24 protein-coding genes and 1 tRNA gene are annotated in these 25921 nt (G+C 71.5%); 22 read left to right on the top strand and 3 right to left on the bottom strand.

Translation table 11 applies throughout. The features are described 5' to 3' along the window. Positions 1 to 23 precede the first annotated feature (23 nt). Genes I4Q55_RS12110 through I4Q55_RS12100 form a run of 3 tightly spaced genes read right to left on the bottom strand, consistent with a single transcriptional unit; the run spans position 24 to position 4213 of the window. Positions 24 to 1145 carry a glycerate kinase gene (locus I4Q55_RS12110; RefSeq protein WP_206787221.1) on the bottom strand — a complete coding sequence of 374 codons (1122 nt, stop codon included), beginning with the start codon at positions 1143 to 1145 and terminating at the stop codon, positions 24 to 26. Next, positions 1142 to 2086 (bottom strand): D-glycerate dehydrogenase, encoded by a 945-nt coding sequence (locus I4Q55_RS12105; protein ID WP_206787219.1) that lies wholly within the window; start codon positions 2084 to 2086, stop codon positions 1142 to 1144. Before I4Q55_RS12105 ends, I4Q55_RS12110 begins: the two co-directional genes overlap by 4 nt. Positions 2087 to 2116: 30 nt before the next feature. Continuing rightward, positions 2117 to 4213, bottom strand: a complete 2097-nt coding sequence (locus I4Q55_RS12100) for an alpha-galactosidase (protein ID WP_206787217.1) — start codon at positions 4211 to 4213, stop codon at positions 2117 to 2119. 76 nt (positions 4214 to 4289) lie between these two features. On the opposite strand from I4Q55_RS12100, the gene I4Q55_RS12095 reads away from it, so the two are divergent. The 22 genes from I4Q55_RS12095 (at position 4290) to I4Q55_RS11990 (ending at position 25912) form a co-directional block, all read left to right on the top strand. Further along, positions 4290 to 5459, top strand: coding sequence for an ROK family protein (locus tag I4Q55_RS12095; RefSeq protein ID WP_242545754.1), 1170 nt, complete (start codon positions 4290 to 4292; stop codon positions 5457 to 5459). Positions 5460 to 5469: 10 nt separating this feature from the next. Then, complete coding sequence (locus I4Q55_RS12090; protein WP_206787215.1) at positions 5470 to 6732, top strand: ABC transporter substrate-binding protein; 1263 nt, start codon at positions 5470 to 5472, stop codon at positions 6730 to 6732. Then, positions 6729 to 7631: a carbohydrate ABC transporter permease gene (locus I4Q55_RS12085; protein ID WP_206787213.1), complete on the top strand. Its 903-nt coding sequence runs from the start codon at positions 6729 to 6731 to the stop codon at positions 7629 to 7631. Before I4Q55_RS12090 ends, I4Q55_RS12085 begins: the two co-directional genes overlap by 4 nt. Continuing rightward, positions 7631 to 8464, top strand: a complete 834-nt coding sequence (locus I4Q55_RS12080) for a carbohydrate ABC transporter permease (RefSeq protein ID WP_206787211.1) — start codon at positions 7631 to 7633, stop codon at positions 8462 to 8464. The genes I4Q55_RS12085 and I4Q55_RS12080 overlap by 1 nt, the downstream gene beginning before the upstream one ends. A 74-nt stretch (positions 8465 to 8538) precedes the next feature. After that, the gene (locus I4Q55_RS12075; protein WP_307793186.1) at positions 8539 to 9792 is read left to right on the top strand and encodes a glycoside hydrolase family 27 protein; all 1254 of its coding nucleotides are present in this window, start codon (positions 8539 to 8541) and stop codon (positions 9790 to 9792) included. Between the two features lie 111 nt (positions 9793 to 9903). Next, on the top strand, positions 9904 to 10713 hold the full coding sequence (locus tag I4Q55_RS12070; protein WP_206787208.1) for a CoA transferase subunit A: 810 nt from the start codon (positions 9904 to 9906) through the stop codon (positions 10711 to 10713). Next, positions 10710 to 11468 (top strand): CoA-transferase subunit beta, encoded by a 759-nt coding sequence (locus I4Q55_RS12065; RefSeq protein WP_206787206.1) that lies wholly within the window; start codon positions 10710 to 10712, stop codon positions 11466 to 11468. Before I4Q55_RS12070 ends, I4Q55_RS12065 begins: the two co-directional genes overlap by 4 nt. After that, a complete protein-coding gene (locus tag I4Q55_RS12060; RefSeq protein WP_206787197.1) occupies positions 11465 to 12646 on the top strand; it encodes a thiolase family protein in 1182 nt (393 codons plus the stop codon). The genes I4Q55_RS12065 and I4Q55_RS12060 overlap by 4 nt, the downstream gene beginning before the upstream one ends. A gap of 11 nt (positions 12647 to 12657) precedes the next feature. Then, positions 12658 to 13395, top strand: a complete 738-nt coding sequence (gene pcaH, locus I4Q55_RS12055) for a protocatechuate 3,4-dioxygenase subunit beta (protein WP_206787195.1) — start codon at positions 12658 to 12660, stop codon at positions 13393 to 13395. Then, entirely contained in the window at positions 13392 to 13946 is a 555-nt protein-coding gene (gene pcaG / locus I4Q55_RS12050; protein ID WP_206787194.1) for a protocatechuate 3,4-dioxygenase subunit alpha, read from the top strand. Before pcaH ends, pcaG begins: the two co-directional genes overlap by 4 nt. Positions 13947 to 13950: 4 nt before the next feature. Beyond that, a complete protein-coding gene (pcaD, locus tag I4Q55_RS12045; protein WP_206787192.1) occupies positions 13951 to 14727 on the top strand; it encodes a 3-oxoadipate enol-lactonase in 777 nt (258 codons plus the stop codon). Beyond that, entirely contained in the window at positions 14724 to 15125 is a 402-nt protein-coding gene (pcaC, locus tag I4Q55_RS12040) for a 4-carboxymuconolactone decarboxylase (RefSeq protein ID WP_206787190.1), read from the top strand. The genes pcaD and pcaC overlap by 4 nt, the downstream gene beginning before the upstream one ends. A 10-nt stretch (positions 15126 to 15135) precedes the next feature. Beyond that, the gene (locus I4Q55_RS12035) at positions 15136 to 15969 is read left to right on the top strand and encodes an IclR family transcriptional regulator C-terminal domain-containing protein (RefSeq protein WP_206787189.1); all 834 of its coding nucleotides are present in this window, start codon (positions 15136 to 15138) and stop codon (positions 15967 to 15969) included. Then, positions 15962 to 16570: an NTP transferase domain-containing protein gene (locus I4Q55_RS12030; RefSeq protein ID WP_206787188.1), complete on the top strand. Its 609-nt coding sequence runs from the start codon at positions 15962 to 15964 to the stop codon at positions 16568 to 16570. The genes I4Q55_RS12035 and I4Q55_RS12030 overlap by 8 nt, the downstream gene beginning before the upstream one ends. 18 nt (positions 16571 to 16588) lie before the next feature. Continuing rightward, positions 16589 to 17458 (top strand): MoxR family ATPase, encoded by an 870-nt coding sequence (locus I4Q55_RS12025; protein ID WP_206787187.1) that lies wholly within the window; start codon positions 16589 to 16591, stop codon positions 17456 to 17458. Positions 17459 to 17502: 44 nt separating this feature from the next. After that, positions 17503 to 19272 (top strand): hypothetical protein, encoded by a 1770-nt coding sequence (locus tag I4Q55_RS12020; protein WP_206787186.1) that lies wholly within the window; start codon positions 17503 to 17505, stop codon positions 19270 to 19272. 305 nt (positions 19273 to 19577) lie between these two features. Next, positions 19578 to 19651: transfer RNA gene (locus tag I4Q55_RS12015), tRNA-Arg, on the top strand. Between the two features lie 22 nt (positions 19652 to 19673). Next, positions 19674 to 20786 carry a VWA domain-containing protein gene (locus I4Q55_RS12010; RefSeq protein ID WP_206787184.1) on the top strand — a complete coding sequence of 371 codons (1113 nt, stop codon included), beginning with the start codon at positions 19674 to 19676 and terminating at the stop codon, positions 20784 to 20786. Continuing rightward, positions 20779 to 21891, top strand: coding sequence for an XdhC/CoxI family protein (locus I4Q55_RS12005; RefSeq protein ID WP_206787182.1), 1113 nt, complete (start codon positions 20779 to 20781; stop codon positions 21889 to 21891). The genes I4Q55_RS12010 and I4Q55_RS12005 overlap by 8 nt, the downstream gene beginning before the upstream one ends. A gap of 204 nt (positions 21892 to 22095) precedes the next feature. Continuing rightward, positions 22096 to 22620 carry a (2Fe-2S)-binding protein gene (locus tag I4Q55_RS12000; protein ID WP_091306596.1) on the top strand — a complete coding sequence of 175 codons (525 nt, stop codon included), beginning with the start codon at positions 22096 to 22098 and terminating at the stop codon, positions 22618 to 22620. Next, positions 22620 to 25061, top strand: a complete 2442-nt coding sequence (locus I4Q55_RS11995; RefSeq protein WP_206787181.1) for a xanthine dehydrogenase family protein molybdopterin-binding subunit — start codon at positions 22620 to 22622, stop codon at positions 25059 to 25061. The genes I4Q55_RS12000 and I4Q55_RS11995 overlap by 1 nt, the downstream gene beginning before the upstream one ends. Next, entirely contained in the window at positions 25058 to 25912 is an 855-nt protein-coding gene (locus I4Q55_RS11990; RefSeq protein WP_206787177.1) for a xanthine dehydrogenase family protein subunit M, read from the top strand. Before I4Q55_RS11995 ends, I4Q55_RS11990 begins: the two co-directional genes overlap by 4 nt. The last annotated feature ends 9 nt before the right edge of the window (positions 25913 to 25921 follow it).

The raw sequence follows: 25921 nt of genomic DNA, 5'->3' as shown, positions 1-25921 counted from the left end.
GTCCGTTCGTTCGCGGGCGTCTCCTAGCGGGCTCGCCAGGCGCGCACCAGTTCCGCCGCTCGTTCCCGCAGCAACTCCGCCGCGTGACTCCGGGCGTGATCGAGCGAAGGCGCGTGGTCGATCAACGCGCTGCTTCCCACCACCCCCAGCCGCGCCAACCCCGCCGCGTCCAGCTGGATCCGGCCCGCCAGCGCCAGCAACGGCACCCCGCGCGGCCGCGCCCGGTCGGCGATGCCCGCCGGGGCCTTGCCGTTCAGGCTCTGCTCGTCGAGCGATCCCTCGCCCGTGATCACCAGATCCGCGCCCGCCAGGGCCTCATCGACCCCGGTCAGCGCCGCGATCAGATCGAACCCGGACTCGACCGACGCGCCCAGGGCGATCGCCGCCGCCGCCACGCCGCCGCCCGCGCCCGAGCCCGGCACCCGCGTGACGTCCGGTGCGCCGCCCACCTGCAGTGCGTGCGCCCACCGCCCCAGCGCGTCGTCGAGCAGCGCCACCTCCGCCGGCCCCGCGCCCTTCTGTGGCCCGAACACCGCCGCCGCGCCGTCCGGGCCCAGCAGCGGGTTCGTCACGTCGGTCGCGACCGCCACGCGCACGCCGTCCAGCCGCTCGCGCACCGGCGCCAGCTCCGTCGACGCCACGCGCGCCAGCGTCCCGCCGCCCAGGCCGACCGGCGCGCCGAACGCGTCGAGCACACCGGCACCCAGCGCCCCGAGCATTCCCGCGCCGCCGTCGGTGCTGGCGGTGCCGCCGACCGTGAGCACGAGCCGTTTCGCGCCGTGCACCAACGCGTCCGCCAGCAGCTCGCCGACGCCCCACGTGTGCGCGGCCAACGCCACCGCCGGCGACGGTTCGACGAATTCGATCCCGCACGCCCGCGCGGATTCGATATACGCGGTGCCGTCCAGCACCGCGTACCGCGCCTGGACCGGCTCGTCGAGCGGCCCGCGAACCGTCATCCGCACGATCCGCGCGCCCGCCGCCTCCAGGACGTCCAGCGTGCCTTCGCCACCGTCGGCGACCGGGCAGGTGACGATTTCCGCGTCCGGCAGGGCATCGCGCACGCCGAGCGCGATGGCCTCCGCGGCCTCGACCGCGGTGAGACTGCCCTTGAACTTGTCGGGCGCGATGACGACACGGGTCACGGCTTCACCTCCGTCAGCGGGGGACGCCCGGCGAGCACCGCCGCGACGTTGCGCGCGGCCAGCACGGCCATCGCGGTGCGGGTCTCGACCGTCGCCGAACCCAGGTGCGGGCTGAGCACGACGTCGTCCCGGCCGAGCAGCCGCGGTTCGACCTCGGGCTCCTTCTCGAACACGTCGAGCGCGGCGCCGGCGATCTCCCCGGCTTTCAGTGCGTCGGCCAGCGCGGCTTCGTCGACGACCGGGCCGCGGGTCGTGTTCACCAGGTACGCGCCGCGTTTCATGGCCCGCAACGCATCGGCGTCGACCAGGTGCCGCGTCTCGGGCGTCAGCGGGCAGTGCAGCGAGACGACGTCCGAACGCGCCAGCAGCTCCTCGAACGACACGTACTCGGCGTCCGTGTCCTTTTTGGACCGTCCGGAGTAGACGACGGACATCCCGAACGCCGAAGCCCGGCGGGCCATCGCCCGGCCGATCTGCCCGAAGCCGACGATGCCCAGCGTCTTGCCCTGCAGCCCGGAGCCGAGCAGGAAGCCGAGGTGGAACGACCACGGCGTGCGCGAACGCAGCAGCCGTTCGCCCTCGCCGAGCCGCCGCGTGACGGCGAGCAGCAGGCCGAAGGCGAGGTCGGCGGTGGCGTCGGTGAGCACGCCCGGGGTGTTCGTGACGACGACGCCGCGGGAAGCCAGCGCCGGGACGTCGACGTTGTCGTACCCGACGGCGACGTTCGCCACCACCTTCAGCCGCGGGCCGGCGGCGTCGGCCAGCGCGCCGTCGAGCCGGTCGTGCAGCATCCCGACCACGGCCGACGCGCCGCGGACGAACTCGTGCAGTTCCGCGGGCGCCAGCGGACGATCGGCGGGGGAGACCTCCACATCGCCTGCCTCGGCGAGGAGCTTCACCGCGTCGTCGGGAATCCATCGGGTCACCGCGATCTTGGCCACGACGACAGCCTAGGGCACGGTACCGACAATTCAGCCCACGCGCGTCAGCCGCACCACCGCGCTCGCGTACCCGCTGCCGGGAAAACCGACGTCCAGCCCGTGGCTCAGCAGCACCGCGCCGTGGTGCACGACGCCGTCCTGATCGCGGTACCGTCCCGCCGGATCCAGCCCCGCGAGCCGCGGCGGCGTGAACGGCCGCGCGAACTCGGTGGGCCGCCGCCAGAAGAAGACGACGGCGGAATCGCCGAGCACGTACTGCACGGCCGTCAGCGCCGAGACCGCCGGATCCGCCAGGCGGTACAGCGTGCCGTGCTGCACGACGGGCCGGATCTCCTTGTACAGCGCCACGAGCGACGCCGCTTCGGCGAGTTCGTCCGCCGTCCAGCGCGGCAGGTCGCCGCCGAGGCCGAGCACACCGGCCATCGCCACGTGGAACCGGAAGCTCAGCGGCGCCTCCCGCCGCGTGGCCGGGTTCGGGCTGTCGGTCACCCAGGCCGACATCGTGCCCGCCGGATAGATCTGGCCGTAGCCGTGCTGGATGCCTATCCGGTCGGCGGCGTCGGTGTTGTCCGACGCCCAGATCTCGTCGGTGCGCGCGAGAATCCCCAGGTCGGTGCGCCCGCCGCCGCCCGCGCAGCCCTGGATCCGCAGGTGCGGGTGGTCGGTGCGCAGCCGGTCCAGGATCGCGTACACCGCCCGGATGTGATCGACCCACAGCCGCTGCGCGTCCGGCTCCGCCTCGGGCCAGCCCGCCTCGGTGAACGCGCGGTTCATGTCCCACTTGAGGTAGTCGATGCCGTGCTCGCCGACCAGCCGGTCGAGCCACTTGTGCGCCCAGTCCGCGACATCCGGCCGCGCGAAGTTCAGCACCAGCTGGTTGCGCAACGTCGTCCGGGACCGGTTCGCCATGTGCAGCACCCAGTCCGGGTGCGCGTGGTAGAGGTCGCTGTCCGGGTTGACCATCTCCGGCTCGACCCACAGCCCGAACCGCATGCCGTGCGCGTGGACGGCGTCGACCAGCGGCCCCAGCCCACGCGGGAAGCGCTGCTCGTTGGCGATCCAGTCACCGAGCCCGGCCGCATCGCCGGTGCGGGCGCCGAACCAGCCGTCGTCCATGACGAACAGTTCCGCGCCCAGCCGGGCGGCCGCGGCGGCCAGCTCGGTCTCGGTTCGCTCGTCGACGTCCCAGCCGGTCGCCTCCCAGGAGTTGTAGACGATCGGCCGCAGCTCGCCGGGGTGCGGCTGGACGAACTCGCGGACGTAGGCGTGCCACCGCCGGCTGGTGCCGCCGAAGCCGTCGGCCGCGTAGAGCCCGGCGAACACCGGCGTTTCCCACGTCTCGCCCGGCCGCAGCAGCCAGCTGACGTGGTCGTGCCCGAACCCGCCGGTCCACGTGACGCGGCCGGTGTGCGTGCGTTCCACCGTGATCCGCCAGCTCCCGCTCCACGCCAGCGCACTGCTCCAGACCTCGCCGGACGTCTCCGTCGCGTCGCCCGCGTCGAGCATGACCCACGGGTTGACCTGGTGGCTGGAGGCGCCGCGACGGCTGGTGAGCGTGGTTTCGCCGACCGGTACCGGTTCCCGCAGCACGCGGTACTCGCCGTTCCACGCGCCGGTGGTGTGGCTCAGCCGCGCGCCGTCGCGCCGGGGGAGTGTCCACGACGCGGAATCCGTGCGCAGCAAGGCGATCGGCTCATCGGAACCGGTGTGCCGCAGCGACGTCCAGCGCTCGACGACGTCGCCGCGGACGCGGTAGCGCAGGGCCAGTTCGAGGGGGTAGTGCCGGTCCGCGAGCCGCACGACGAGCGTGTCACCTTCGAGCGCGAAGCCGTCGTAGCGCCACTCGAGGGCCGAAGTGCCGTCGGCGTACCGCACGGCCAGCGCGGCGACGCCGAAGAACGCGCCGCCCTCGGCCGGGAGCTCCTGCCGCTCGTCGCCGGGCTCGTCGAAGCTGCTGTCGGCCGGGTTGCGGCGCGCGGCGACCTGCGTGACCTGGTCCAGCGTCAGCGGCGGGCCCCAGTGGACGTGCCGCGGGCGGTCGTCGGCGTCCAGCCGGAAGGCGTACGAGCTCTCGGGGGTGCGCAGCAGCCAGAGCCGGCGCGCGGGGTCGTGTTCGACGAGCGACATGACCGACAGCGTAGAGCTGACCAGCGCAAAAATAAATTCTTGACGAAGTTAATTAAATCTCCCTACTCTTCCGGCCATGCCTCGCAGTGCACCGGCAAGGGCGCCGATCACCAGCCCCGCGGCGGCGACCGTGTTCACCACGGTCCTGACCGAAGGGCCGGTGTCGCGCGTCGACGTCGCCCGCCGGACGGGGCTCTCCTCCGCCGCGGTCACCAAGGCGGCCCGGCCCTTCATCGAGGCCGGCTACCTCGAGGAACTCGCCTCCGGCGGCCGCACGGCCCCCGGTGCCGGCCGCCCGGCGAACCCCCTCGCGATCCGGCCGGACCGCGAGTACTTCGTCGGCGTCAAGATCACCGGCGACGACCTGATCGGCGTGGTCACCGACCTGCGCGCCGACGTCCGGGCCAGCGCCCACCACGCGTTGACCGGCCATGACGTCGACCACGTCGTCCGCGCGCTGGCCGACCTCGTCGGGGAGCTGCTGACCGGGAGCCTCCGCGAGCGCGCCTACTGCCTGGGAGTCGCGGTGTCCGGCGACGTCGACCGAGCGTCCGGCGTCGTCCGGTACTCCCCGTTCCTCGGCTGGCGGGACGTCCCCTTGGCCTCCCTCCTGGAAGACGCGACGGGGCTGACCGTGACGCTCGAAAACGACGTCAAGGCCCTCGCCGTCGCCGAGCAGTGGTTCGGGGAAGGGGTCGGGGCGTCGTCGTTCGCACTGGTCACGGTGGGGACCGGCATCGGCAGCGCGCTCGTGGTCAACGGCGACCTGGTCCGCGGCGCGCACGGCGTCGCCGGCGAAATCGGCCACGTCCCGGTCGCCGACGGCGGGCCGCCGTGCCACTGCGGCGGACGCGGCTGCGTCGAGGCGATCGCGTCCACCGAAGCCATCCTGACCCGTGCCCGGCAGGTCACCGGCGAACCCGGGCTGTCGATGGACGACGCCGTGACCCGTGCTCGTGGCGGCGACGAGCCGCTGCGGGAGGTCTTCGCCGCCGCGGGCCACGCGATCGGGCTGGGGCTGGCCGCGCTGGTCAACCTGTTCGGCCCGGAACGGGTGGTCGTCTCGGGCGAGGGCGTCGCCACCTACGACCTGTTCGAGGAGCAGATCCGCCGGACCTTCGCGGTCCAGGCGTTCGGCAGTGCCGCCCGGTGCGGCCTGGTGATCCGGCCGCTGCCGTTCGAGGAGTGGGCGCGGGGCGCGGCCGCCGTCGCCATCCAAAGTCTTTTCGTCGCCGAGAGCGTCTAAGGAGTCCCCCATGAATCGCCGAAGCTTCCTGGTCGGGTCCGTCCTCTTCACCGCGGGAGCGGCCCTCGCGGGCTGCACCTCGGACCCGTTGAAGAAAAACGCCGCTTCCGGCGCGAAGGTCACGCTGCAGCAGTGGTACCACGCGTACGGCGAAGCCGGGACGCAGCAGGCGGTCCAGCGGTACGCGCAGGAGTTCACCAAGGCCAACCCGGACATCGCGATCAACGTCAGCTGGATCGCCGGCGACTACGAGACCAAGCTCAACTCGGCAATGCTCACCGCGCAGGCGCCGGACCTGTTCGAGCTGGGCGACTTCCGGTACCAGAACGTCAAGAACGGCCTGCTCGCGCCGCTTGACGACGTTGTCAACCCCGTCAAGGCCGATTTCAGCCCGGCCGCGCTGGACACCGTGACCGTCGACGGCAAGGTCTACGGCGTCAAGATGATCGACGACGTCATGATGCTGTACTACCGCAAGAGCGCGCTGCAGGCCGCCGGCGTCCGGCCGCCGCAGACGTTCGCCGAGCTGCTCGAAGCCACCCGGAAGCTGAACAACGGCAAGCAGAAGGGCCTGTACGTCGGCACCGACGGCGTCGGCGAAGCGGCGACGCTGCTGCTCTGGTCGTCCGGCGGGGACTTCTTCGACGCGAGCGGCAAGAAGGTCGCGTTCGCCTCGCCCGAGGCGGTTGCCGCGATCGGCGGCCTCAAGCAGCTGCACGACACCGGCGGCCTGCTCCAGGGCTACCCGACCGACTGGTCCGACCCGGGCGCGTTCGCGAACGGCGCCACCGCGATGCAGTGGGGCGGCCTGTGGTCGCTGCCGGACATCAAGAAGGCACTGGGCGACGACTTCGGCGTCGTCGCGTGGCCGAAGTTCGGGGACGCGGGCAAGCAGGTCGCGCGGGTCGGCGGCTGGTACCAGCTGGCCAACGCGAAGTCGCCGAACCTCGATGCCGTCAAGAAGTACATCGACTGGCTGTGGATCAGGAACGCCGACCTGCAGAAGGACTGGTGCGTCAAGTACGGCTTCCACATCCCGGCTCGCAAGCCGGTCGCGGCGCAGACCACCGAGTTCTCCAGCGGTCCGGCGAAGGACGCCGTGACGATCTCGCAGCAGTTCGGCAAGTCCTACTCGGGCCTGTGGAACAAGGCGTCGGCGACGTTGTTCCTGCAGGCCGCGACGAAGATCGCGAACGGGCAGGCCGACCCGGCCGCAGAGCTGGCCGACGCGGCGAAGAAGGCGCAGGCCGAAGTCGACAAGCAGCTGGCATGAAGCGTCGCGACTGGCAGGCGATCGGCGCGTTCGCGACGCTCACCGGGCCGGTGGTGCTCGGGCTGGGGCTGTTCAAGTACGTCGCCATCGGCTGGAGCTTCCTGCTCAGCTTCAACGACGCCCGCGGCACCATCACGCTCGGGAACTGGATCGGCTTCGGCAACTACGCGTTCCTGCTGGGCGACGACGCGTTCCTGACATCGTTGTCTACGATCGCGGTTTTCACGGTCTTCATCGTGCCGATCACCTTCGTGGCTTCGCTCGGTCTCGCGGTGCTGATCAACAGCATCAGGCGCGGCAAGGCGTTCTTCCGGACGGTGTTCCTGATCCCGGCCGCGGTGTCGTACGTCGTCGCGGCGCTGGTGTGGAAGATGGCGCTGTTCAACGGGTTGCCGTCCGGTGTCGCGAACGTCGCCGGCGGGCTGTTCGGCGCCGACCCGGTGCCGTGGCTGTCGACGACGAGCCCGCCGGTGTACTGGGTCGCGGTCGTGACGCTGCGGCTGTGGCTGCAGGTCGGGCTGTACATGATCCTGTTCCTGGCCGGGCTGCAGGCGATCTCCCCGTCGCTGTACGAAGCCGGCGAGCTGGACGGCACGACGAAGTGGCAGGCCTTCCGGTACATCACGCTGCCGCAGCTGCGGAACACGTCGGTGGCGGTGCTGCTGCTCATTCTCATCGCCGCGTTCCAGGCGTTCGACGAGTTCTACAACCTGTTCGGCACCGGGCTTTCCGGCACGGCGACCGCGCCGGTGAAGCCGCCGCTGGTGTACCTCTACGACTCCGCGCTCGGCGACCAGAACTACGGCGTCGGCTCGGCGGGGGCGTTCGTGCTGACGGTGATCATCGTCGTGATCACCCTGCTGCAGGGCCGGTTCGTCGGCTTCGGGAAGAAGGACTGATGGCCGTTCTCCCGGTTTCGCGGAAGGTGCCGAAGTACGTCCTGGCTTCGGTGCTCGCGGTGATCTTCCTGCTGCCGTTCTACATCATGCTGCGCAACGCGCTCATGACGCGGCAGCAGGTCGGCTCGCCGGACTGGTCGTGGTTGCCGGACCCGCTCTCGTGGGTGAACTTCGGTGACCTGTTCGCCGACGCGTCGGTGCCGATGGCGCACTCGTTGTGGAACTCGTTCCTGGTCGCGGGAATCACCGCGCCGGTCGGGACGCTCTTCGGCTCGATGGCGGGCTACGCGCTGGCCCGGATCGACGTCCCGGGCCGCCGTGCGGTGTTCACCTACGTGCTGGTCACGCTGATGATCCCGCAGTCGGTGACGTTCGTGCCCACGTTCGTCGTCGTCGGCTCGCTGGGCGGGGTCAACACCGAGTGGGGCATCATCGCGCCGAACCTGTTCAGCGCGTTCACCGTCATCCTGTTCCGCAATTTCTACCTGCGGTTCCCGGCCGAGATCGAGGAGGCCGGGCGGCTCGACGGGCTCGGTTACCTCGGCGTCTACCGGCGTCTGGTGCTGCCCAACTCCGGGAGCATGATCGCCTCGCTCGGGGCGCTGATGTTCATCGAAAGCTGGAACGCGTTCCTGTGGCCGCTGGTCATCGGGCAGGACCCGTCGTCGTGGACGGCGCAGATCGCGCTCTCGACGTTCCTGACCGCGCAGTCGGTCAACCTGCCGGCGCTGTTCGCCGGTGCCCTGGTCACCATCGCGCCGCTGGTCGCGATGTTCCTGGTCGCGCAGCGGTTCATCGTCAGCGGAATCGCGGCGAGCGGGCTCAAGGAGTAACCCCCTCTGGAGGAGTGTCCGTGAAACGCTTCCTTTCCGTTCTTGGTGCTGTTCTGGGTCTTTCGTCCCTTCTGGTGTCGGTCGCCGAGGCGCGCACGCCGTTCGTCAAGCCGTTCATGGGCTGGAGCAGCTGGAGCCTCGAGTCGTCGACTCGCGCGGGGTACGGCACTTCGTGGCTGAACGAGTCGCACATCCGTGACGCGGCTTCGGCCATGGCTTCGAAGCTCAAGCCGGCCGGCTACACCTACGTCAACATCGACTCCGGCTGGAACGCTTCGCAGTCCTGGGTCTTCCACACCGACGTCAACGGCATCCCCGACCCCGATCCGGCGCGGTTCCCGTCCGGGATCCCGGCGTTGGCCTCGTACGTGCATTCTCTCGGGCTGAAGCTGGGCCTGTACGCCGTTACCGGCCTCGAGAAGGAGGTCTACGACAAGAACGCGCCGATCCTCGGGACGTCGTGCCGCGCGCAGGACATCGCGTACCGGCCGCTGACGCCGTCGAACGGCTGGGGCGGCAACTGGAAGGTCGACTTCACGAACCCGTGCGCGCAGAAGTACTACGACTCGATCGTGGCGCGCTTTGCTGCGTGGGGCGTCGACTTCGTCAAGGTCGACGGGACGACCGCGGACAACGTCGCGGACATCGCGGCGTGGTCGGCGGCCATCGACCGTTCGCGGCGGCCGATGTGGCTGACGGCGAGCGCGTGGCCGGTGCCGCGGTCCATCGGGCCCGCCCTGTCCCCCTACGCCAACGGCGTGCGCGTCGACACGGACATCGAGTGCTACTGCGAGACGGTGTCCACCTGGGACAGCTCGGTGAAGGCGCGGTGGGCGGACCTGCCGGACTGGCTCGGTGTGTTCGGGCCGCAGTACCGGCCGGACCTCGACTCGATGCCGATCAGCAACAACACCGGCAGCGGCATCCAGGACGGGATCTCCGACGTCGAGCGGCAGAGCGTGATGACGTTCTGGTCCATGGCTTCTTCGCCGCTGTACGTCGGCGGGGACATTTACTTCCTGGACGCTTCCGCGGTCTCGATCCTGACGAATCCCGAGGTCATCGCGGTCGACCACGCCGGCACGTACCCGACCCGGGTCCGCGGCGGGGACCTCCAGGTGTGGAAGAAGCGTGCGCCGGACGGCCGGTGGTACGCGGCTGTCTACAACCTGGGGGCGACGCCCGCGGACATCACGGTGGACCTGGGGATTCCCGGGGCGCGGCCGGTGCGTGACCTGGTCGCGCGGAAGGACCTCGGGCGGTTCCGGGGCTCGTGGACGGCCGCCGCCGTCCCGCCGCACGGCTCGCGGCTGGTCCGGATCGGCTGAACTGCGCGAGCGTCATCCATTGGGTGGAAGACGTCTGGCCGGGCCCCGGGTCGCCGTGCTATGTTCGCTGGCAGAACGAGTGTGCGTAATGCGAACAGTTCGGAGGGTGTGATGGCGGAGCTGCTGTCGCTGGAGGAGGCCGTGGCCCGGCTGGTGCACGACGGCGACACGGTCGCGCTCGAGGGCTTCACGCACCTCATCCCGGTCGCGGCCGGGCACGAGATCATCCGGCAAGGCCGCCGGGATCTCACGCTGGTGCGGATGACCCCCGACATCGTGTACGACCAGCTCATCGGCGCGGGCTGCGCGCGCAAGCTGATCTTTTCCTGGGGCGGCAACCCGGGTGTCGGCTCCCTGCACCGCTTCCGCGACGCCGTCCAGCACGACTGGCCGGTGCCACTGGAGATCGAGGAACACAGCCACGCCGGCATGGCGAACCGGTACGTGGCCGGCGCGTCCGGCCTGCCGTTCGCGGTGCTGCGCGGCTACACCGGCACCGATCTCCCGGCGCAGACCGCCACGATCAAGCCGATCACCTGCCCGTTCACCGGCGAGAAGCTCACGGCGGTCCCGGCGCTGAACCCGGACGTCACGATCGTCCACGCCCAGCGCGCCGACCGCGCCGGCAACGTGCAGATGTGGGGCATCACCGGCGTGCAGAAGGAGGCGGTCCTCGCCGCGAAGCGCTCGATCGTGACGGTCGAGGAGATCGTCGACGAGCTGGCGCCCCGCCCCGGCGCGGTGGTCCTCCCGGCCTGGGTGGTCACGGCGGTGGCCGAGGTCCCGGGCGGCGCGAAGCCGTCGTACGCGGCGGGCTACTACGAGCGGGACAACGCGGCGTACCAGGCGTGGGACGAGGTCGGCCGCGATCGCGAAGAGTTCACGAAGTGGCTGAACGAGCTGACCGGGGTGAAGGCATGAGCGCGGAGTACACGGCCGACGAGATGATGAGCGTCGCGGCGGCCCGAGCCCTCGGCGACGGCATGTCGTGTTTCGTCGGCATCGGCCTCCCGAGCAAGGCGGCGAACCTCGCCCGCAGGGCACACGCGCCGAACCTGACGCTGATCTACGAGTCCGGCTGCCTGGGCGCCAAGCCGTCCCGTCTGCCCCTGTCCATCGGCGACGGCGAGCTGGCCGACACGGCGGACGCGGTGATCAGCGTCCCGGAGGTGTTCAACTACTGGCTCCAGCCGGGCCGCATCGACGTCGGCTTCCTCGGCGCGGCCCAGCTGGACAAGTTCGGCAACATCAACACCACGGTGATCGGCTCGGACTACCACGACCCGAAGGTGCGCCTCCCGGGAGCGGGCGGAGCCCCGGAGATCGCGGCCTCGTGCGGCGAGGTGTTCATCGTCCTGCGCCAGAACCCCCGGGCATTCGTGGAGAAGGTGGACTTCGTGACATCGTTCGGCCACGGAGCAGGCAAGGGCGACCGGGAGAAGCTCGGCCTCCCCGGCCGCGGCCCCACGCTGGTGGTGACGGACCTCGGCCTGCTGCGCCCCGACCCGGAGACGGCGGAGCTGACGTTGACGCAGCTGCACCCCGGCGTGGACCTCGACAGCGCCATCGCGGCCACGGGGTGGAAACTGAAGGTGTCCGACGACCTCGAGACCACCCCGGCCCCCACGGCGCAGGAGCTGACCCTCCTGCGAGACCTGGAGAAGGCAAGCGCATGACCGACGTCTACATCCTCGACGCGATCCGCACCCCGTTCGGCCGCTACGGCGGCGCACTGGCCGGCGTCCGCCCCGACGACCTCGCCGCGACCGTCCTCAAAGCCCTCCAGGCCCGCAACGACCTCGACCCGTCCACAGTGGACGAAGTCACCCTCGGCGACGCCAACGGCGCGGGCGAGGACAACCGCAACGTCGCCCGCATGGCCGTCCTCCTCGCCGGCTGGCCCACCACCGTCCCCGGCAGCACGGTCAACCGCCTCTGCGGCTCCGGCCTCGACGCCGCCATCCAGGCCGGCCGCGCGATCCAGACCGGCGACGCCTCCCTCGTCGTCGCCGGCGGCGTCGAGTCCATGACCCGCTCGCCCCTGGTCATGCCCAAGCCCGAGAAGGCCTTCCCCGCGGGCAACCAGACCCTGTACAACACCGCCCTCGGCTGGCGCATGGTCAACCCGGCGATGCCGTCGCGGTGGACGATCTCCCTCGGCGAGTCCACCGAACAACTCGCCGAGCGCTACGGCATCGGCCGCGACGAGCAAGACGCCTTCGCCGCCCGCAGCCACGTCACCGCCGCCAAGGCGTGGGACGAGGGCTTCTACGACGACCTGGTCGTCCCCGTCGAGGGCGTCGACCTCGCCCGCGACGAAGGCATCCGCCCGGACTCCAGCCCCGAGAAGCTCGCCAAGCTGAAGCCCGTCTTCCGCAAGGAAAACGGCACTGTCACGGCGGGCAACGCCTCTCCGCTCAACGACGGCGCCTCGGCCCTCCTCCTCGGCGACGAAGCCGCCGCGAGCCGCCTGAACAAGGCCCCGCTCGCCCGGATCGCCGGCCGCGGCGCGGCGGGCGTCGACCCGGACGTGTTCGGCATCGGCCCGGTGCGCGCGGCCGAGATCGCCCTCGAGCGCGCCGGCATCGGCTGGGACGACCTGGCCGCGGTCGAGCTCAACGAGGCCTTCGCCGCACAGTCGCTGGCGTGCCTGCGCGACTGGAAGAACCTCGACCCGGAGATCGTCAACACCCACGGCGGCGCCATCGCCATCGGGCACCCGCTCGGCGCGTCCGGCGGCCGGATCCTCGGCACCCTGGCGCACGACCTGCACCGTCGCGGCGGTGGCTGGGGCCTCGCCGCCATCTGCATCGGCGTCGGCCAGGGCCTCGCCGTCGTCCTCGAAGGCCGGTAAAGGAGAGAAACGTGGCCACTCCGACCGAATTCAGGCTGCCGCGCTACGGGGAAGACCCCGAAGGCAGCCACCCGCCCCTCGACTCCAGCGGCTACCGCTCCACGGCGCTGCGGCACCCGAAGCAGGATCTCGTCCTGCTCCCGCAGATGCTGACCGAGGTCACCGGCCCGCTGCTCGGCCCCGGCCGCCTCGGCGAGCACGACAACGACCTCACCCGGCAGCACGCCGGCGAACCGCAGGGCCAGCGCATCATCGTCACCGGGCGGCTGCTCGACGGCGACGGCCGTCCGGTGCGCGACTCCCTCGTCGAGATCTGGCAGGCGAACGCGGGCGGCCGCTACCGGCACACCGGCGACCGCTGGCCGTCCCCGCTCGACCCGAACTTCGACGGCGTCGGCCGCACCCTCACCGACAGCGACGGCCGCTACACCTTCACCACCATCAAGCCCGGCGCGTACCCGTGGAAGAACCACGACAACGCCTGGCGCCCGGCGCACATCCACTTCTCGGTGTTCGGTTCGGCGTTCACCCAGCGGCTGGTCACCCAGATGTACTTCCCGGACGACCCGCTGTTCTCCCAGGACCCGATCTTCAACTCGATCCCGGACGAGAAGGCCCGGCAGCGGATGGTCTCGCGCTACGACCACGACATCACGCAGGCCGAGTGGGCGCTCGGGTTCCAGTTCGACATCGTGCTGCGCGGGCGCGACGCGTCGGTCTTCGAAGAGGAAGAGGACGAGGACGAATGACCAAGCTGCTGCCCACCCCCTCGCAGACCGTCGGCCCGTACCTGTCGATCGGGCTGCCCTGGCCCGACGGCCCGTACGTCGTGCCCGAGGGCACCCCCGGCGCGTTCTGGATTCGCGGCACCGTCCGCGACGGCAACGGCGACCCGGTCCCGGACGCCATGATCGAGACCTGGCAGGCCGACCCCGAAGGCGGCTTCCGCCACCCGGACGACCCGCGCGGCGCGGCGAACGGCGAGTTCCGCGGCTTCGGCCGCTGCCCGACGGAGACCGACGGCACCTACGGCATCCTCACCCTGCTCCCGGGCGTGGTCCCCGGCGAAGGCGGCACCACGCAGGCCCGGCACATCGACGTCTCGGTGTTCGCGCGCGGCCTGCTCAACCGGGTCGTCACGCGGATCTACTTCGAGGACCAGGACAACTCCGGCGACCCGGTGCTGGCCACGGTCCCCCAGGAGCGGCGCGGCACGCTGATCGCGGCGAAGACCGAAGACGGCTACCGCTTCGACGTGCGGCTGCAAGGGGACGGCGAGACCGTCTTCTTCCGGGTGTGACGCCGTGAGCGCCGTGAAGCTGCACCGGGTCGTGGCCGGTCCCGGCGACGGGCCGGTGGTCGTGTTCGGCGGGTCGCTCGGCAGCGACCTGCGGATGTGGGAACCCCAGGTCGCGCCGCTGGTGGAGCGCGGGTTCCGGGTGGTCCGGTACGACACGCGCGGGCACGGCGCGTCACCGGTCCCGCCGGGTCCCTACGAGCTCGAAGACCTGGGTGCCGACGTCCTCGCGCTGCTGGACGAGCTCGGCGTCGAACGGGCGCACCACGTGGGCCTGTCGCTCGGCGGCATGACCGGCATGTGGCTCGGCGGCCACGCGCCGGACCGCATCGCGAGCCTGGTGCTGTGCTGCACGTCCGCGAAGCTCGGGCCGCCGTCGATGTGGGCGGAGCGGGCCCGGACGGTCCGCGCGGAGGGCACCGCGGCGGTGGCCGAGGCGGGGGTGCAACGCTGGCTGACTCCCGGGTACCGCGAGCGGCACCCGGACCGGGCCGAGTTCCTGCGGGCGATGATCGCGGCGGTCCCGGCCGAGGGCTACGCGGCCTGCTGCGGCGCGATCGAGCGGATGGACCTGCTGGAGCTGCTGCCGAAGATCACCGCGCCCACCCTGGTCATCGCGGGCGCGGACGACCCGGCCACCTCGCCGGCCGAGCACGCCCGGCCGATCGCCGAGGGCGTTCCCGGCGCGCGGCTGGAGGTCGTGGCGGACGCCGCGCACCTGGGCAGCTACGAGCGGCCGGCGGAGTTCACCCGGCTGATCCTGAACCACTTGGAGCGAGCGTGACGGACCGCCACGAGCAGGGCATGAAGGTGCGGCGCGAGGTGCTCGGCGACGAGCACGTCGACCGCGCGGTCGCGGGCACCACGGAGTTCAGCCGCCCGTTCCAGGACTACATCACCGAAGGCGCGTGGGGTTCGGTGTGGGCCCGCGACGGCCTGGACCGCCGCACGCGCAGCTGCGTGACGCTGGCGGCGCTCACGGCGTTGCAGGCGCACAACGAGCTGGCGATGCACGTCCGGGCGGCGGTCCGCAACGGCCTGACGGCGGCGGAGATCAGCGAGGTCCTGCTGCACACGGCGGTCTACGCGGGGGCGCCGGCGGCGAACGCGGCGTTCGCCATCGCCCAGCGCACCCTGGCCGAGCTCGGCGAGCCGAGCGCCCGGCCCGCCGACGCCGGATAGGGTGCCGGACATGGACGTGACGAGGCCCGGGTTCGACGTCCGGCTGGACAGCGAGCCGGCGCACCGTGGTGCCCACCACGTGCAGTCGCTGGAACGCGGGCTGGCCGTGATCAAGGCCTTCCACGCGGGCGCGGCCGAGCTGACGCTGAGCGACGTCGCCCGCGCCACCGGCCTCACCCGCGCGGCGGCGCGGAGGTTCCTCCTGACGCTCACCGACCTCGGCTACGTCCGCACGGACGGCAAGTACTTCTCGCTGACGGCCCGGGTGCTGGAGCTGGGGTACGCGTACCTGTCGAGCATGACGCTGCCGGAGGTGGCGCAGCCGCACCTGGAGCACCTGTCCGCGCGCGTGCGCGAGTCGAGCTCGGTGTCGGTGCTGGAGGGCACGGAGATCGTGTACGTGGCGCGGGTGGCGGTCTCGCGCATCATGACGGTGAGCATCAACGTGGGCACCCGCTTCCCGGCGCACGCGACGTCGATGGGCCACGTCCTGCTCGCCGGCCTCACCGAGGCGGAGCTTGAGCAGTACTTCGAGGTGGCCAGCCTGGACCGCCTGACGGACCACACGGTGACGGCCCCGGCGCACCTCCGCACGGAGCTGGTCAAGGTGGCCGACCAGGGCTGGGCGATGGTGGACCAGGAACTGGAGGAGGGCCTCCGCTCGGTGGCCGCCCCGATCCGCGGCCGCACGGGCAGGGTCGTGGCGGCGGTGAACCTGTCGACCCACGCAAGCCGCACCACGGCGGAGTCGGTGCGGAAGGACCTGGTCCCCCCACTGCTGGAGACCGCCCGCGCCATCGAAGCGGACCTGGCGGTCGGAGCTCCGCAGAGCGCCCGTGGCTGAGCCGCCCGTCGCCGGTCTTCTGCTCGCCGCCGGCGCCGGGCGGCGCTACGGGGGCCCGAAAGCCCTCGTCCCACTCGACGGCGATCCCCTCGTCCTCCGCGCTCTCCGCTCCCTCACCGCCGCCGGGTGCCACCCCGTCCGGGTCGTCGTCGGGGCCGCCGCCGAGCAGGTCCGGGCCCTCCTGCCCGACCCCGCCCAAGCCGTCACCGCCGAGGACTGGGCGACCGGCATGGGCGCCTCCCTCCGCGCCGGCCTGACCGCGCTCGAGACCGCCGTCGAGACCGCCCTCGAAAGCACCGGCCACCCCGCCGCCGCGCTGGTCCACCTCGTCGACCTCCCGTGGGTCGGCCCCGAAGTCCTCGCCCGCGTCGCCGCCCACGCCACCCCCGAAACCGTCGCCCGCGCGGCCTACGACGGCGTCCCCGGCCACCCCGTTCTGCTCGGCCGCCGGTGGTGGCGGGACGTCGCGGACGCGGCCCGGGGTGACCGCGGTGCCCGCGACTGGCTCGCCACCCGCGGCGACCTCACCCTGATCGAGTGCGGCGACCTCGGCAGCGGCCGGGACGTCGACCGGCCCGGTGATCTGGCCGGCCCCGCCTGAACACCTACGATCGACAGCGTGACGGACTCGCCCGAAGACCTCGCCGCCGCGCTCGACGCGACCGGTTACCTCGCCGATGACGGGCTCGCGACCGCCGGCTTCCTCGCCCTGCGGATGGGCCGCCCGCTCTTCTGCGAGGGCGAGCCCGGCACCGGCAAGACGTCACTCGCCCTGGCCCTGGCCACCGCGCTGGACCGGCCGCTCGTCCGCCTCCAGTGCCACGAAGGCATCGACGCCGCCCAGGCGCTCTACGAATGGGACTTCCCCCGGCAGCTGCTGCACCTGCGCGCCCTCGAGGCGGCCGGCGGCGGGCAGCTCGACGTCGAGGCCGCCGAGCGCTCGCTCTACACCGAGCGGTTCCTGCTGGCCCGGCCGCTGCTCCAGGCCCTGATCAGCGCCCCCTGTGTCCTGCTGATCGACGAGATCGACCGGGCCGACGACGAGTTCGAAGCCTTCCTCCTGCAGCTGCTCGACGAGCACGCCGTGACCATCCCCGAGTACGGCGAAGTCCGCGCCGAGCATCCCCCGTTGGTGGTCCTCACCTCGAACCGGACACGCGAGGTGCACGACGCGCTCAAGCGCCGCTGCCTCTACCACTGGCTCGAACACCCGGACCTGGTTCGGGAGGTCGAAATCCTGCGCCGTAGGATCCCGCGGGTAAGTGCAGCTCTGGCTCGGCAGATCGCTGAAGCGGTGCATCGACTCCGCGAAATGGATTTGCTGAAGCCACCGGGAGTAGCGGAGTCCCTCGATTGGGGGCGGGCTCTGTTAACTCTTCAGTGTGACGAGCTGGATGCGGCGACAGCGGCACGCACGCTCGGAGCCGTCCTGAAATACAGCGAAGACCTCGACCGGGTCAGGGCGAAGCTCGACGCCTTGTTCGCCTGACCACCCGGGGCGGGGGCCGGGTCGAAGCGAGGGAGAACCAGCGGATGAGCGTGGCGGAGACGACGGACACGAGACCGCCGTCCGAAGCGGAACCGGATCGGCCGAGCCCGGCCGATCCGGCGACCGCGAGGCGCGGGTGGCGGGGGAAGCTCGCCGCCGTGGCCGCGGTGCTCGGCGGTACGGCGCTGATCGCCGTGCACGCCACCTTCTACGGCCACTGGCTGATCGACGACGCGGCCATCACGTTCGCCTACTCGCGCAACATCGCCGACGGCTTCGGGCCGGTGCTCCAGCCCGGTGCTTCGCCGGTCGAGGGGTACTCCAACCCGACCTGGATGGTCCTGATCGCCCTGGGCAAGCTCGTCGGTCTCTTCGACCACGGGACGCTCTTCGGCATCAACGACCAGATCCTGTTCCCGAAGGCGCTCGCGCTGGCCTGCTGCGCGGCCATCCTCGTGCTGTTCTACTTCGGCGCGAAGGTGCTCAGCCGCCGCCCGGCCCTGATCACCTTCGTCGCCGGGGCCGCGCTCGCCGCGATCCCGTCCTTCGTCATCTGGTGCTTCTCCGGGCTGGAGAACTCCTTCTACGCCCTCACGGTCGCCGCGCTCGCGGTCGTGATCGTGCGCGCGGTCCACAGCGGACGGCTCCTCGACACCCAGGTCGCCGTCGGCACCGGGCTGATCTCGATGCTGGCCGCGCTGACCCGGCCCGACGGCATCATCTACGCCGGTGCGTACCCGATCGCCGTGCTGCTGTTCCTCAAGCGGGACCTGCTCGGCCGCAGCGTCCGCTCGGTGGTCCTGTCCGTGGTGGGCTTCGCCGTGCCGTACGGCGCCTACATGGTCTTCCGCTGGTTCGAGTTCGGCCGCCTGGTCCCGAACACCGCCGTCGCGAAGGGGCAGGAGCCGCCGACGATCGAGGACCTCGCCCGCCCCGGCGACATCGTCTCCTACGTGGGCTGGCTGGTCGTCGCGGTCGCCGTCGCGTGCCTGGTGGTGCTGATGGTCCGGCCGTCGCGCCTGCGCACCGCGCTGATCGCCCTGATGGCGCCGTTCGGGCTCACCGTGATCGCCTACATCGTGCTCGAGTACGACTGGATGGGGCAGCTGCGGTTCGCCACCCCGGTCTGGACGCTCGGTGCGTTCGGCGGCGCGATCGTGGTCGTCGAGGCGCTGGCCGCGGCCCGGCTGCGCGGCCGGATCGCGCTCAGCTCCCTGCTGGTGGTGGCGCTGGTCAGCTCGGTGAGCGGCCTCTACGACCAGGGCACGTCCTACCGCGCCAACGTCAAGACCGCGTTCTGCATCGTGGCCGAGCGCGACGCCCGGACCATCAACGGCCTCGCGGACATCCTGAAGCTGCCCGACAGCGCCCAGGTCGGCCTGATCGACCTCGGCGGGACGTCGCTGGGCAGCCGCATCCGGGTGCTCGACCTGGCCGGCCTCGGCGACAAGCAGGTCGCCGACTACCTGCACGAGTCCGACGTGACGGGCGTCCGCAACTACGTCTTCAACGAGGAGAAGCCCGAGCTGATCACGTTCATCGGCTCGTGGATCACCACGCTGGGCTTCAACAAGGACCCGCGGTTCGAGAGCGAGTACGAGACGGTCTTCGTCAACCCGCCGGTCGGCAACCTGACCATCGATTCGCGCAACTGGGTCAGCTACCACGTCCGGCGTGACCTGGTCGACGACGCGAAGCTCGCGGAACTCAAGGCGTACACCCAGAAGACGCTGCCGCCGCTCCTGGAGCTCAACAAGACGGCGGGGCTGCGCGGCTGCGCGAACATCCAGCCCGGCTTCAAGGCCGCCGCCTGACCGCAGCACCCCGGCGCCCGCCTCGTCGATCCACAAAGGACCGACGAGGCGGGCGTTTTTAATTGCGTTGCCGCCGCCGGTGGACTGAGGCATTCTTTTCTCACCACAGCACGCCACCCCGAGAGGAGGAGATCGTGACCCGACGGCAAGACCGGAACCCCCGCGGCGCGATCTCCCGCGCCGTTCGCTGAAATTCCCTTTTCTTTCCGAAGAGCTCTTCGCGCCCACCCGCCGCTACCTTGGGTCGGCCGCGGCGAAGAGCGCGGTCTGCGCACGCCCGGGGAGGGGCGCGCGCAGGCCGCCCCGTCCCGGTAGCTCAGCAGGACAGAGCGCGGCGCTACGAACGCCGAGGTCCGAGGTTCGAATCCTCGCCGGGACGCAGAAACGCGCACAATGGAAGCATGACCACCGTCGTCGATCCCGTCGCGGGCTACGTCGGCTTCGCCGCCGCGCTGCGCGAAGCCGGTGTCGCCTGCGACGCGCACCGCGTGCAGGCGTACCTCACCGCCGTGGCCGAGATCGACGTCGCCGACCCCACGCAGCTCTACTGGGCCGGGCGGCTCACCCTCTGCTCCAGCCCTGACGACCTCCCGTACTACGAAGAGGCCTTCAGCCAGTGGTTTTCGATCGAGCCCCCCACCCCGCGGCGCGCGAGGCCCGCCGCGCCCCAGCAGGCGCGAATCGCTCCGCTGGGCGAGGCCGAAGGCGGGGACGCCGAGGGCGGCGAGGGTCACGACCAGCTGAAAGTCGCCGCGAGCGCGCAGGAGGTCCTGCGTCACCGCGACCTCGCCGAACTCACCACCGCCGAGCGCGAACACCTCCGTGAGCTGCTCGCGACGCTGAAACCGGCGCTCCCGAAACGCCCCGCCACGCGGCGGACGCCGGCTCGGCGGGGCGCGCTCGACCCGTCGCGCACGCTGCGCGCCATGCTCGCGAGCGGCGGCGAACCCCTCAAGCTCGTGCATGCCCGCCGCGGCCGCCGGCCGCGGCGGGTGGTGCTGCTCATCGACGTCTCCGGCTCGATGAGCCCGTACGCCGACGCCCTGCTGCGGTTCGCCCACGTCCTGACGCGGGCCGCGCCGCCGTCCATCGAGGTGTTCACGCTCGGCACGCGGCTGACCCGCGTGTCGCGCCAGCTGCGGCAGCGCGACCCGGAACGCGCGATGCTCGCGGCCGGCGCAGCCGTGCCGGACTTCGCCGGCGGCACCCGGCTCGGGGAGACGCTCCAGGCGTTCCTCGACCGCTGGGGCCGGCGCGGCGTGGCGCGCCGCGCCGTCGTCACCGTGTTCTCCGACGGCTGGGAGCGCGGCGACACCGGCCTGCTCGGCGAGCAGCTCGCCCACCTGCGCCGGCTCGCGCACGCCGTATTCTGGGTGAATCCGCACGCCGGCCGTGCGGGCTACGCTCCGGTCCAGTCGGGCATCGTCGCGGCGCTGCCCCACATCGACCGGCTCCTGGCCGGGCACACCCTGGCCACGTTGGAACGACTGCTCGGGGAGATTTCCGATGCGTGACGTACTGGACGACGTGTTCCGCCGCTGGTCCGCGGGCGAGACCGTCGGGCTCGGCACCGTGGTCGCCACCTTCTCCTCGGCGCCGCGCGCGCCGGGCGCCGCGATGGTCGTCGCGCCGGACGGGACCGTCGCCGGCAGCGTGTCCGGCGGCTGCGTCGAAGGCGCGGTCTACGAGCTGGCGCAGGAGGTCGTCGCCGAGCGCAAGCCGGTGCTGCAGCGCTACGGCGTCACCGACGACGACGCCTTCGCGGTCGGCCTGACCTGCGGCGGGATCATCGACATCTACGTCGAGGCGATCGACCGCGAGTCGATGCCGGAGCTCGGCGAGGTCGTCGAGTCGGTGCGCGGCGGCGAGCCGGTCGCCGTCGTCACGATCATCGAGCACGAACGCGAAGGCCTGGTCGGCGAGCACATGATCGTCTGGCCGGACCGCACCGCGGGCTCGCTCGGGTCGTCGCGGATGGACGACGCGGTGGCCGACGACGCGCGCGGCCTGCTGGCCAGCGGCCGCACCGGCACCCTGCACTACGGCCCGGACGGGCAGCGCCGCGGCGAGGGGATGGCGGTGTTCGTCAACTCCTTCGAGCCGCCGCCCCGGCTGCTGGTCTTCGGCGCGATCGACTTCGCCGCCGCGATGGCGCGCATGGGCGCCTACCTCGGCTACCAGGTCACGGTGTGCGACGCGCGCCCGGTGTTCGCCACCACCAGCCGCTTCCCGGACGCGCACGACGTCGTCGTCGACTGGCCGCACCGCTACCTGCGGGCGGAAGCCGACGCGGGCCGCGTCGACCAGCGGACGGCGATCGCGGTGCTGACCCACGACCCGAAGTTCGACGTCCCGCTGCTGGAGGTCGCGCTGCGCCTGGACGTCGGTTACGTCGGCGCGATGGGATCCCGCAAGACCCACGACGACCGCTTCGCCCGCCTGCGCGAAGCCGGGATCACCGAGGCGGAGCTGGCACGGCTGTCGTCGCCGATCGGCCTCGACCTCGGCGCGCGCACGCCGGAGGAAACGGCGGTGTCGATCGCGGCGGAGATCATCGCGCTGCGGTGGGGTGGCGGCGGCAAGCGGCTCGCGGAGCTTTCGGGACGCATTCACGGCTGACCGATCCAGGTCGCCGACAAAGTTCACCCATCCGGAATTCCGCACCTTCGGAGTTGTGCCGCGCCTCGACGCGTATCTGCGGAACAGGTAGTTGAACGTGTGACATCAGGGCTTGTCGGCGCGAAGGTCGAGTAGCACGCTCGGGTGCTGTGAGCCCGATCACTCCTCGGGCAGGCCGTTCCCGAACCGGCTTTTGGAGGCCTGATGCGCATCACCGTCACCGTCGACGGGACGAAGTACACCGACGAAGTCGAACCCCGCACCCTCCTCGTGCACCACCTACGGGAAAAACTCGGGAAGGTCGGCACCGTCGTCGGCTGCGACACCAGCAACTGCGGCGCCTGCACCGTCCACCTCGACGGGCACAGCGTGAAGTCCTGCTCCGTGCTGGCCGTGCAGGCCGACGGCTGCGAGGTCACCACCGTCGAAGGCCTCGCCCGCGACGGCAAGCTGCACCCGGTCCAGCAGGCGTTCCACGACAACCACGCGCTGCAATGCGGGTTCTGCACGCCGGGAATGATCATGCAGTCGATCGACCTGCTGGCCGACAACCCGGACCCGGACGAGCAGGCCGTCCGCGAAGGTCTCGAAGGCAACCTCTGCCGCTGCACCGGCTACCAGAACATCGTCCGCGCGGTCCGCGACGCCGCCAAGCACATGAGCCCCGGCGCCGGCCCCGAAGCCGAGCGGATCGCCGAGAACAAGCACGTCGGCGTGGGTGGTGACTGATGACCGCCACGATCGAACCGGAGGTCGGCAAGTCCCGGCGCCGCAAGGAGGACGAGCGGCTGATCACCGGCCGCACCCGCTGGACCGACAACATCACGCTGCCCGGCATGCTGCACCTGGCCGTCCTGCGCAGCCCGTACGCGCACGCCAAGATCGTCTCGATCGACACGTCGGCGGCCAAGAGCGCCCCCGGCGTCATCGCCGTCTACACCGCCGCGGACCTCGACCCGGACGGCGCGGTCGGCATGCCGTGCGCGTGGCCGATCACGCCGGACATGAAGGCGCCGCGCCGCCCGGTGCTCGCCGCCGGCACGGTCAACTTCGCCGGTGAAGGCGTCGCGGTCGTCGTCGCCCGGTCGTCCGCCGAAGCGCACGACGCGCTCGAGGAGATCGACGTCGACTACGACGAGCTGCCGGTCATCCTCGACATGGAAGCCGCGATCGCCGACGGCGCCCCGCTGGTCCACGAAGACCTCGGCACCAACACGAACGCCGTCTGGAAGTTCGACTCCGCCGAGGCGGGCACCGGCGGCAACGTCGAGGACGCGATCAGCTCGTCGGAGGTCGTGCTCAAGCGCCGCTTCCGCCAGCAGCGCCTGGTCCCGGCCTTCATGGAGCCGCGCGCCTGCGTCGTCGACCCGACTGGCGCGCAGATCACCGTGTGGTCGGCCACGCAGATCCCGCACATCCTGCGCGTGATGTCGGCGCTGACGCTCGGCATCCCCGAGCACAAGCTGCGCGTGATCGCCCCGGACGTCGGCGGTGGCTTCGGCGGCAAGATCGGCGTCCTGCCGGAAGAGATGATGGCGCTGCTGATCGCGCGGAAGCTCGGCAAGCCGGTCAAGTGGAACGAGACGCGGTCGGAGACGATGCTCGCCGCGCACCATGGCCGCGACCAGATCCAGGACATCACGATCTCGGCCACCCGCGACGGCCGGATCACCGGGCTCAAGGCCGAGCTGCTCGCCAACCTCGGCGCGTACAACGGCCTGGTCGGCCCCGGCGTGCCGATCCTCGGCGCGTTCATGTTCAACGCGATCTACAAGATCCCGGCGTACCACTTCGCGTGCACCAACGTGTACACGACGACGACGCTGACCGACGCCTACCGCGGCGCCGGCCGCCCGGAGGCGACGTTCGCGATCGAGCGGATCATGGACGAGCTCGCCGCCGAGCTCGGCATGGACCCGCTGGAACTGCGCGAGAAGAACTGGATCAAGCACGAGGAGTTCCCGTTCACCACGGTGTGCGGGCTGACCTACGACTCGGGCAACTACGAAGCCGCCACCGAGAAGGCCAAGCAGCTGTTCGACTACGACGGCCTGCGCGCCGAGCAGGAGAAGCGCCGCGTGGCCAAGGACAAGGTCCAGCTCGGCATCGGCATCTCGACGTTCACCGAGATGTGCGGGCTCGCGCCGTCGCGGGTGCTCGGCTCGCTGGCCTACGGCGCCGGCGGCTGGGAGTACGCGTCGATCCGGATGCTCCCGACCGGCAAGGTCGAGGTCACCACGGGCGCGTCCGCGCACGGCCAGGGCCACGAGACGGCGTGGAGCCAGATCGTCGCCGACCAGCTGGGCGTGGCGTTCGAGGACGTCGAGATCCTGCACGGCGACACGCAGTCCTCGCACAAGGGCCTGGACACCTACGGCTCGCGCTCGCTGGTCGTCGGCGGCATCGCCATCGTCAAGGCGGCGGAGAAGGTGGTCGCGAAGGCCAAGCCGATCGCGGCCCACCTGCTCGAATGTGCCGAGGACGACCTCGAGTTCACCGGCGGCAAGTTCACCGTGAAGGGCACCGACACGTCCACGACCATGGGCGACGTCGCGCTGGCGACGTTCTTCGCGCACAACCTGCCCGACGGCATCGAGCCGTCGCTCGACTCGGACGCGACGTTCGACCCGGAGAACTTCTCGTTCCCGCACGGCACGCACCTGTGCGCCGCCGAGGTGGACACCGAGACGGGCCGGATCAAGCTGCGCTCGTACGTCTGCGTCGACGACGTCGGTGTCGCGGTGAACCCGCTGATCGTCGAGGGCCAGGTGCACGGCGGGCTCGCGCAGGGCATCGCGCAAGCGCTGTTCGAGGGCACCGAGCACGACGAGAGCGGCACGCTCACCACCGGCACGTTCGCCGACTACCTGCTGCCGTCGGCGGCCGACCTGCCGTCGTTCACCACCGACCGCACGGAAACGCCGTCGACGACGAACCCGCTGGGCGCCAAGGGCGTCGGCGAGGCGGGCACGATCGCCTCGACCCCGGCCGTGGTCAACGCGGTGATCGACGCGGTGCGCCACTTCGGCGTGAACGACATCGAGATGCCGCTGACGCCGATGCGGGTGTGGCACGCCATCCAGCACGGCACCACCGACGCGGGCGGCCCCGGCCGCGACGAAGCCGGCGGTGGACTCGGTTCGATCGACGCCACCGGAGGTGCGCAGTGATCCCGGCTCCCTTCGACTACGTCCGTCCGTCCACAGTGGACGAAGCGGTCCAGGCGCTGGCGGCGGCGGGCGAGGACGCCAAGGTGCTGGCCGGCGGGCAGAGCCTGCTGCCGGTGCTGCGGATGCGCCTCGCGGCACCGACGACGTTGATCGACCTCGGGCGGATCCCGGAGCTTCGCGGCGTCCGCGAAGAGGGCGACTCCCTGGTGATCGGCGCGATGACGACGCACTACGACGTCCAGCGGGACGCGTTGGTGGCTTCGCACGCGGCGTTGCTGAAAGAGGCGACGGACACGGTGGCCGACCCCCAGATCCGCCACCGCGGCACGCTCGGCGGCGCGATCGCCCACGCCGACCCGGCCGGCGACCTGCTGGCGCCGGTGCTCGCGCTGGACGCGTCGCTGGTGGTCGCCGGGCCGTCGGGACGCCGGACGGTGCCGGCCGCGGACTTCTTCCGCGACCTGTTCACCACAGCATTGGCGCCGGACGAGCTGCTGGTCGAGGTCCGCGTCCCCAAGCACACGGGGTGGCGGGCGCACTACGAGAAGTTCAACCGCGTCGCCCAGGCGTGGTCGATGGTCGCGGTCGCGGTCACGGTGCGTACGGAAGCGGGCGTCATCGAGGAAGCCCGCGTGGCGCTGACGAACATGGGCGCGACACCGGTCCGCGCCCCCGGCGTGGAGGCGGCCCTGGTCGGCGTCCAGGCCTCGGCGGACGCGATCGCCGCGGCGGCATCGCACGCCGCGGAGGGAACGAATCCGCCGGTCGACGGCAACGCCGACGTCGAATACCGCCGTCACCTCGCGAAGGTGCTGACGGGCCGCGCGATCGCGGCGGCGGCCGGGGCCTGAAGCACGGTT

It is taken from the genome of Amycolatopsis sp. MtRt-6, assembly GCF_017308975.1.
In the GTDB taxonomy this organism is placed as follows: domain Bacteria; phylum Actinomycetota; class Actinomycetes; order Mycobacteriales; family Pseudonocardiaceae; genus Amycolatopsis.
The sequence above is the reverse complement of the archived record's forward strand: the minus strand, read 5'-3'. Positions and strand labels throughout refer to the sequence as shown.

What these genes read in the sequence shown, in the direction of transcription:
- I4Q55_RS12100 (WP_206787217.1), bottom strand. Translation starts at nt 4,213, where the DNA reads ATGTCGCTCGTCGAACACGACCCCGCGCGCCGGCTCTGGCTGCTGCGC.
- I4Q55_RS12095 (WP_242545754.1), top strand. Translation starts at nt 4,290, where the DNA reads ATGCCTCGCAGTGCACCGGCAAGGGCGCCGATCACCAGCCCCGCGGCG.
- I4Q55_RS12090 (WP_206787215.1), top strand. Translation starts at nt 5,470, where the DNA reads ATGAATCGCCGAAGCTTCCTGGTCGGGTCCGTCCTCTTCACCGCGGGA.
- I4Q55_RS12085 (WP_206787213.1), top strand. Translation starts at nt 6,729, where the DNA reads ATGAAGCGTCGCGACTGGCAGGCGATCGGCGCGTTCGCGACGCTCACC.
- I4Q55_RS12080 (WP_206787211.1), top strand. Translation starts at nt 7,631, where the DNA reads ATGGCCGTTCTCCCGGTTTCGCGGAAGGTGCCGAAGTACGTCCTGGCT.
- I4Q55_RS12070 (WP_206787208.1), top strand. Translation starts at nt 9,904, where the DNA reads ATGGCGGAGCTGCTGTCGCTGGAGGAGGCCGTGGCCCGGCTGGTGCAC.
- I4Q55_RS12065 (WP_206787206.1), top strand. Translation starts at nt 10,710, where the DNA reads ATGAGCGCGGAGTACACGGCCGACGAGATGATGAGCGTCGCGGCGGCC.
- I4Q55_RS12060 (WP_206787197.1), top strand. Translation starts at nt 11,465, where the DNA reads ATGACCGACGTCTACATCCTCGACGCGATCCGCACCCCGTTCGGCCGC.
- pcaG (WP_206787194.1), top strand. Translation starts at nt 13,392, where the DNA reads ATGACCAAGCTGCTGCCCACCCCCTCGCAGACCGTCGGCCCGTACCTG.
- I4Q55_RS12035 (WP_206787189.1), top strand. Translation starts at nt 15,136, where the DNA reads ATGGACGTGACGAGGCCCGGGTTCGACGTCCGGCTGGACAGCGAGCCG.
- I4Q55_RS12020 (WP_206787186.1), top strand. Translation starts at nt 17,503, where the DNA reads ATGAGCGTGGCGGAGACGACGGACACGAGACCGCCGTCCGAAGCGGAA.
- I4Q55_RS12010 (WP_206787184.1), top strand. Translation starts at nt 19,674, where the DNA reads ATGACCACCGTCGTCGATCCCGTCGCGGGCTACGTCGGCTTCGCCGCC.
- I4Q55_RS12005 (WP_206787182.1), top strand. Translation starts at nt 20,779, where the DNA reads ATGCGTGACGTACTGGACGACGTGTTCCGCCGCTGGTCCGCGGGCGAG.
- I4Q55_RS12000 (WP_091306596.1), top strand. Translation starts at nt 22,096, where the DNA reads ATGCGCATCACCGTCACCGTCGACGGGACGAAGTACACCGACGAAGTC.
- I4Q55_RS11995 (WP_206787181.1), top strand. Translation starts at nt 22,620, where the DNA reads ATGACCGCCACGATCGAACCGGAGGTCGGCAAGTCCCGGCGCCGCAAG.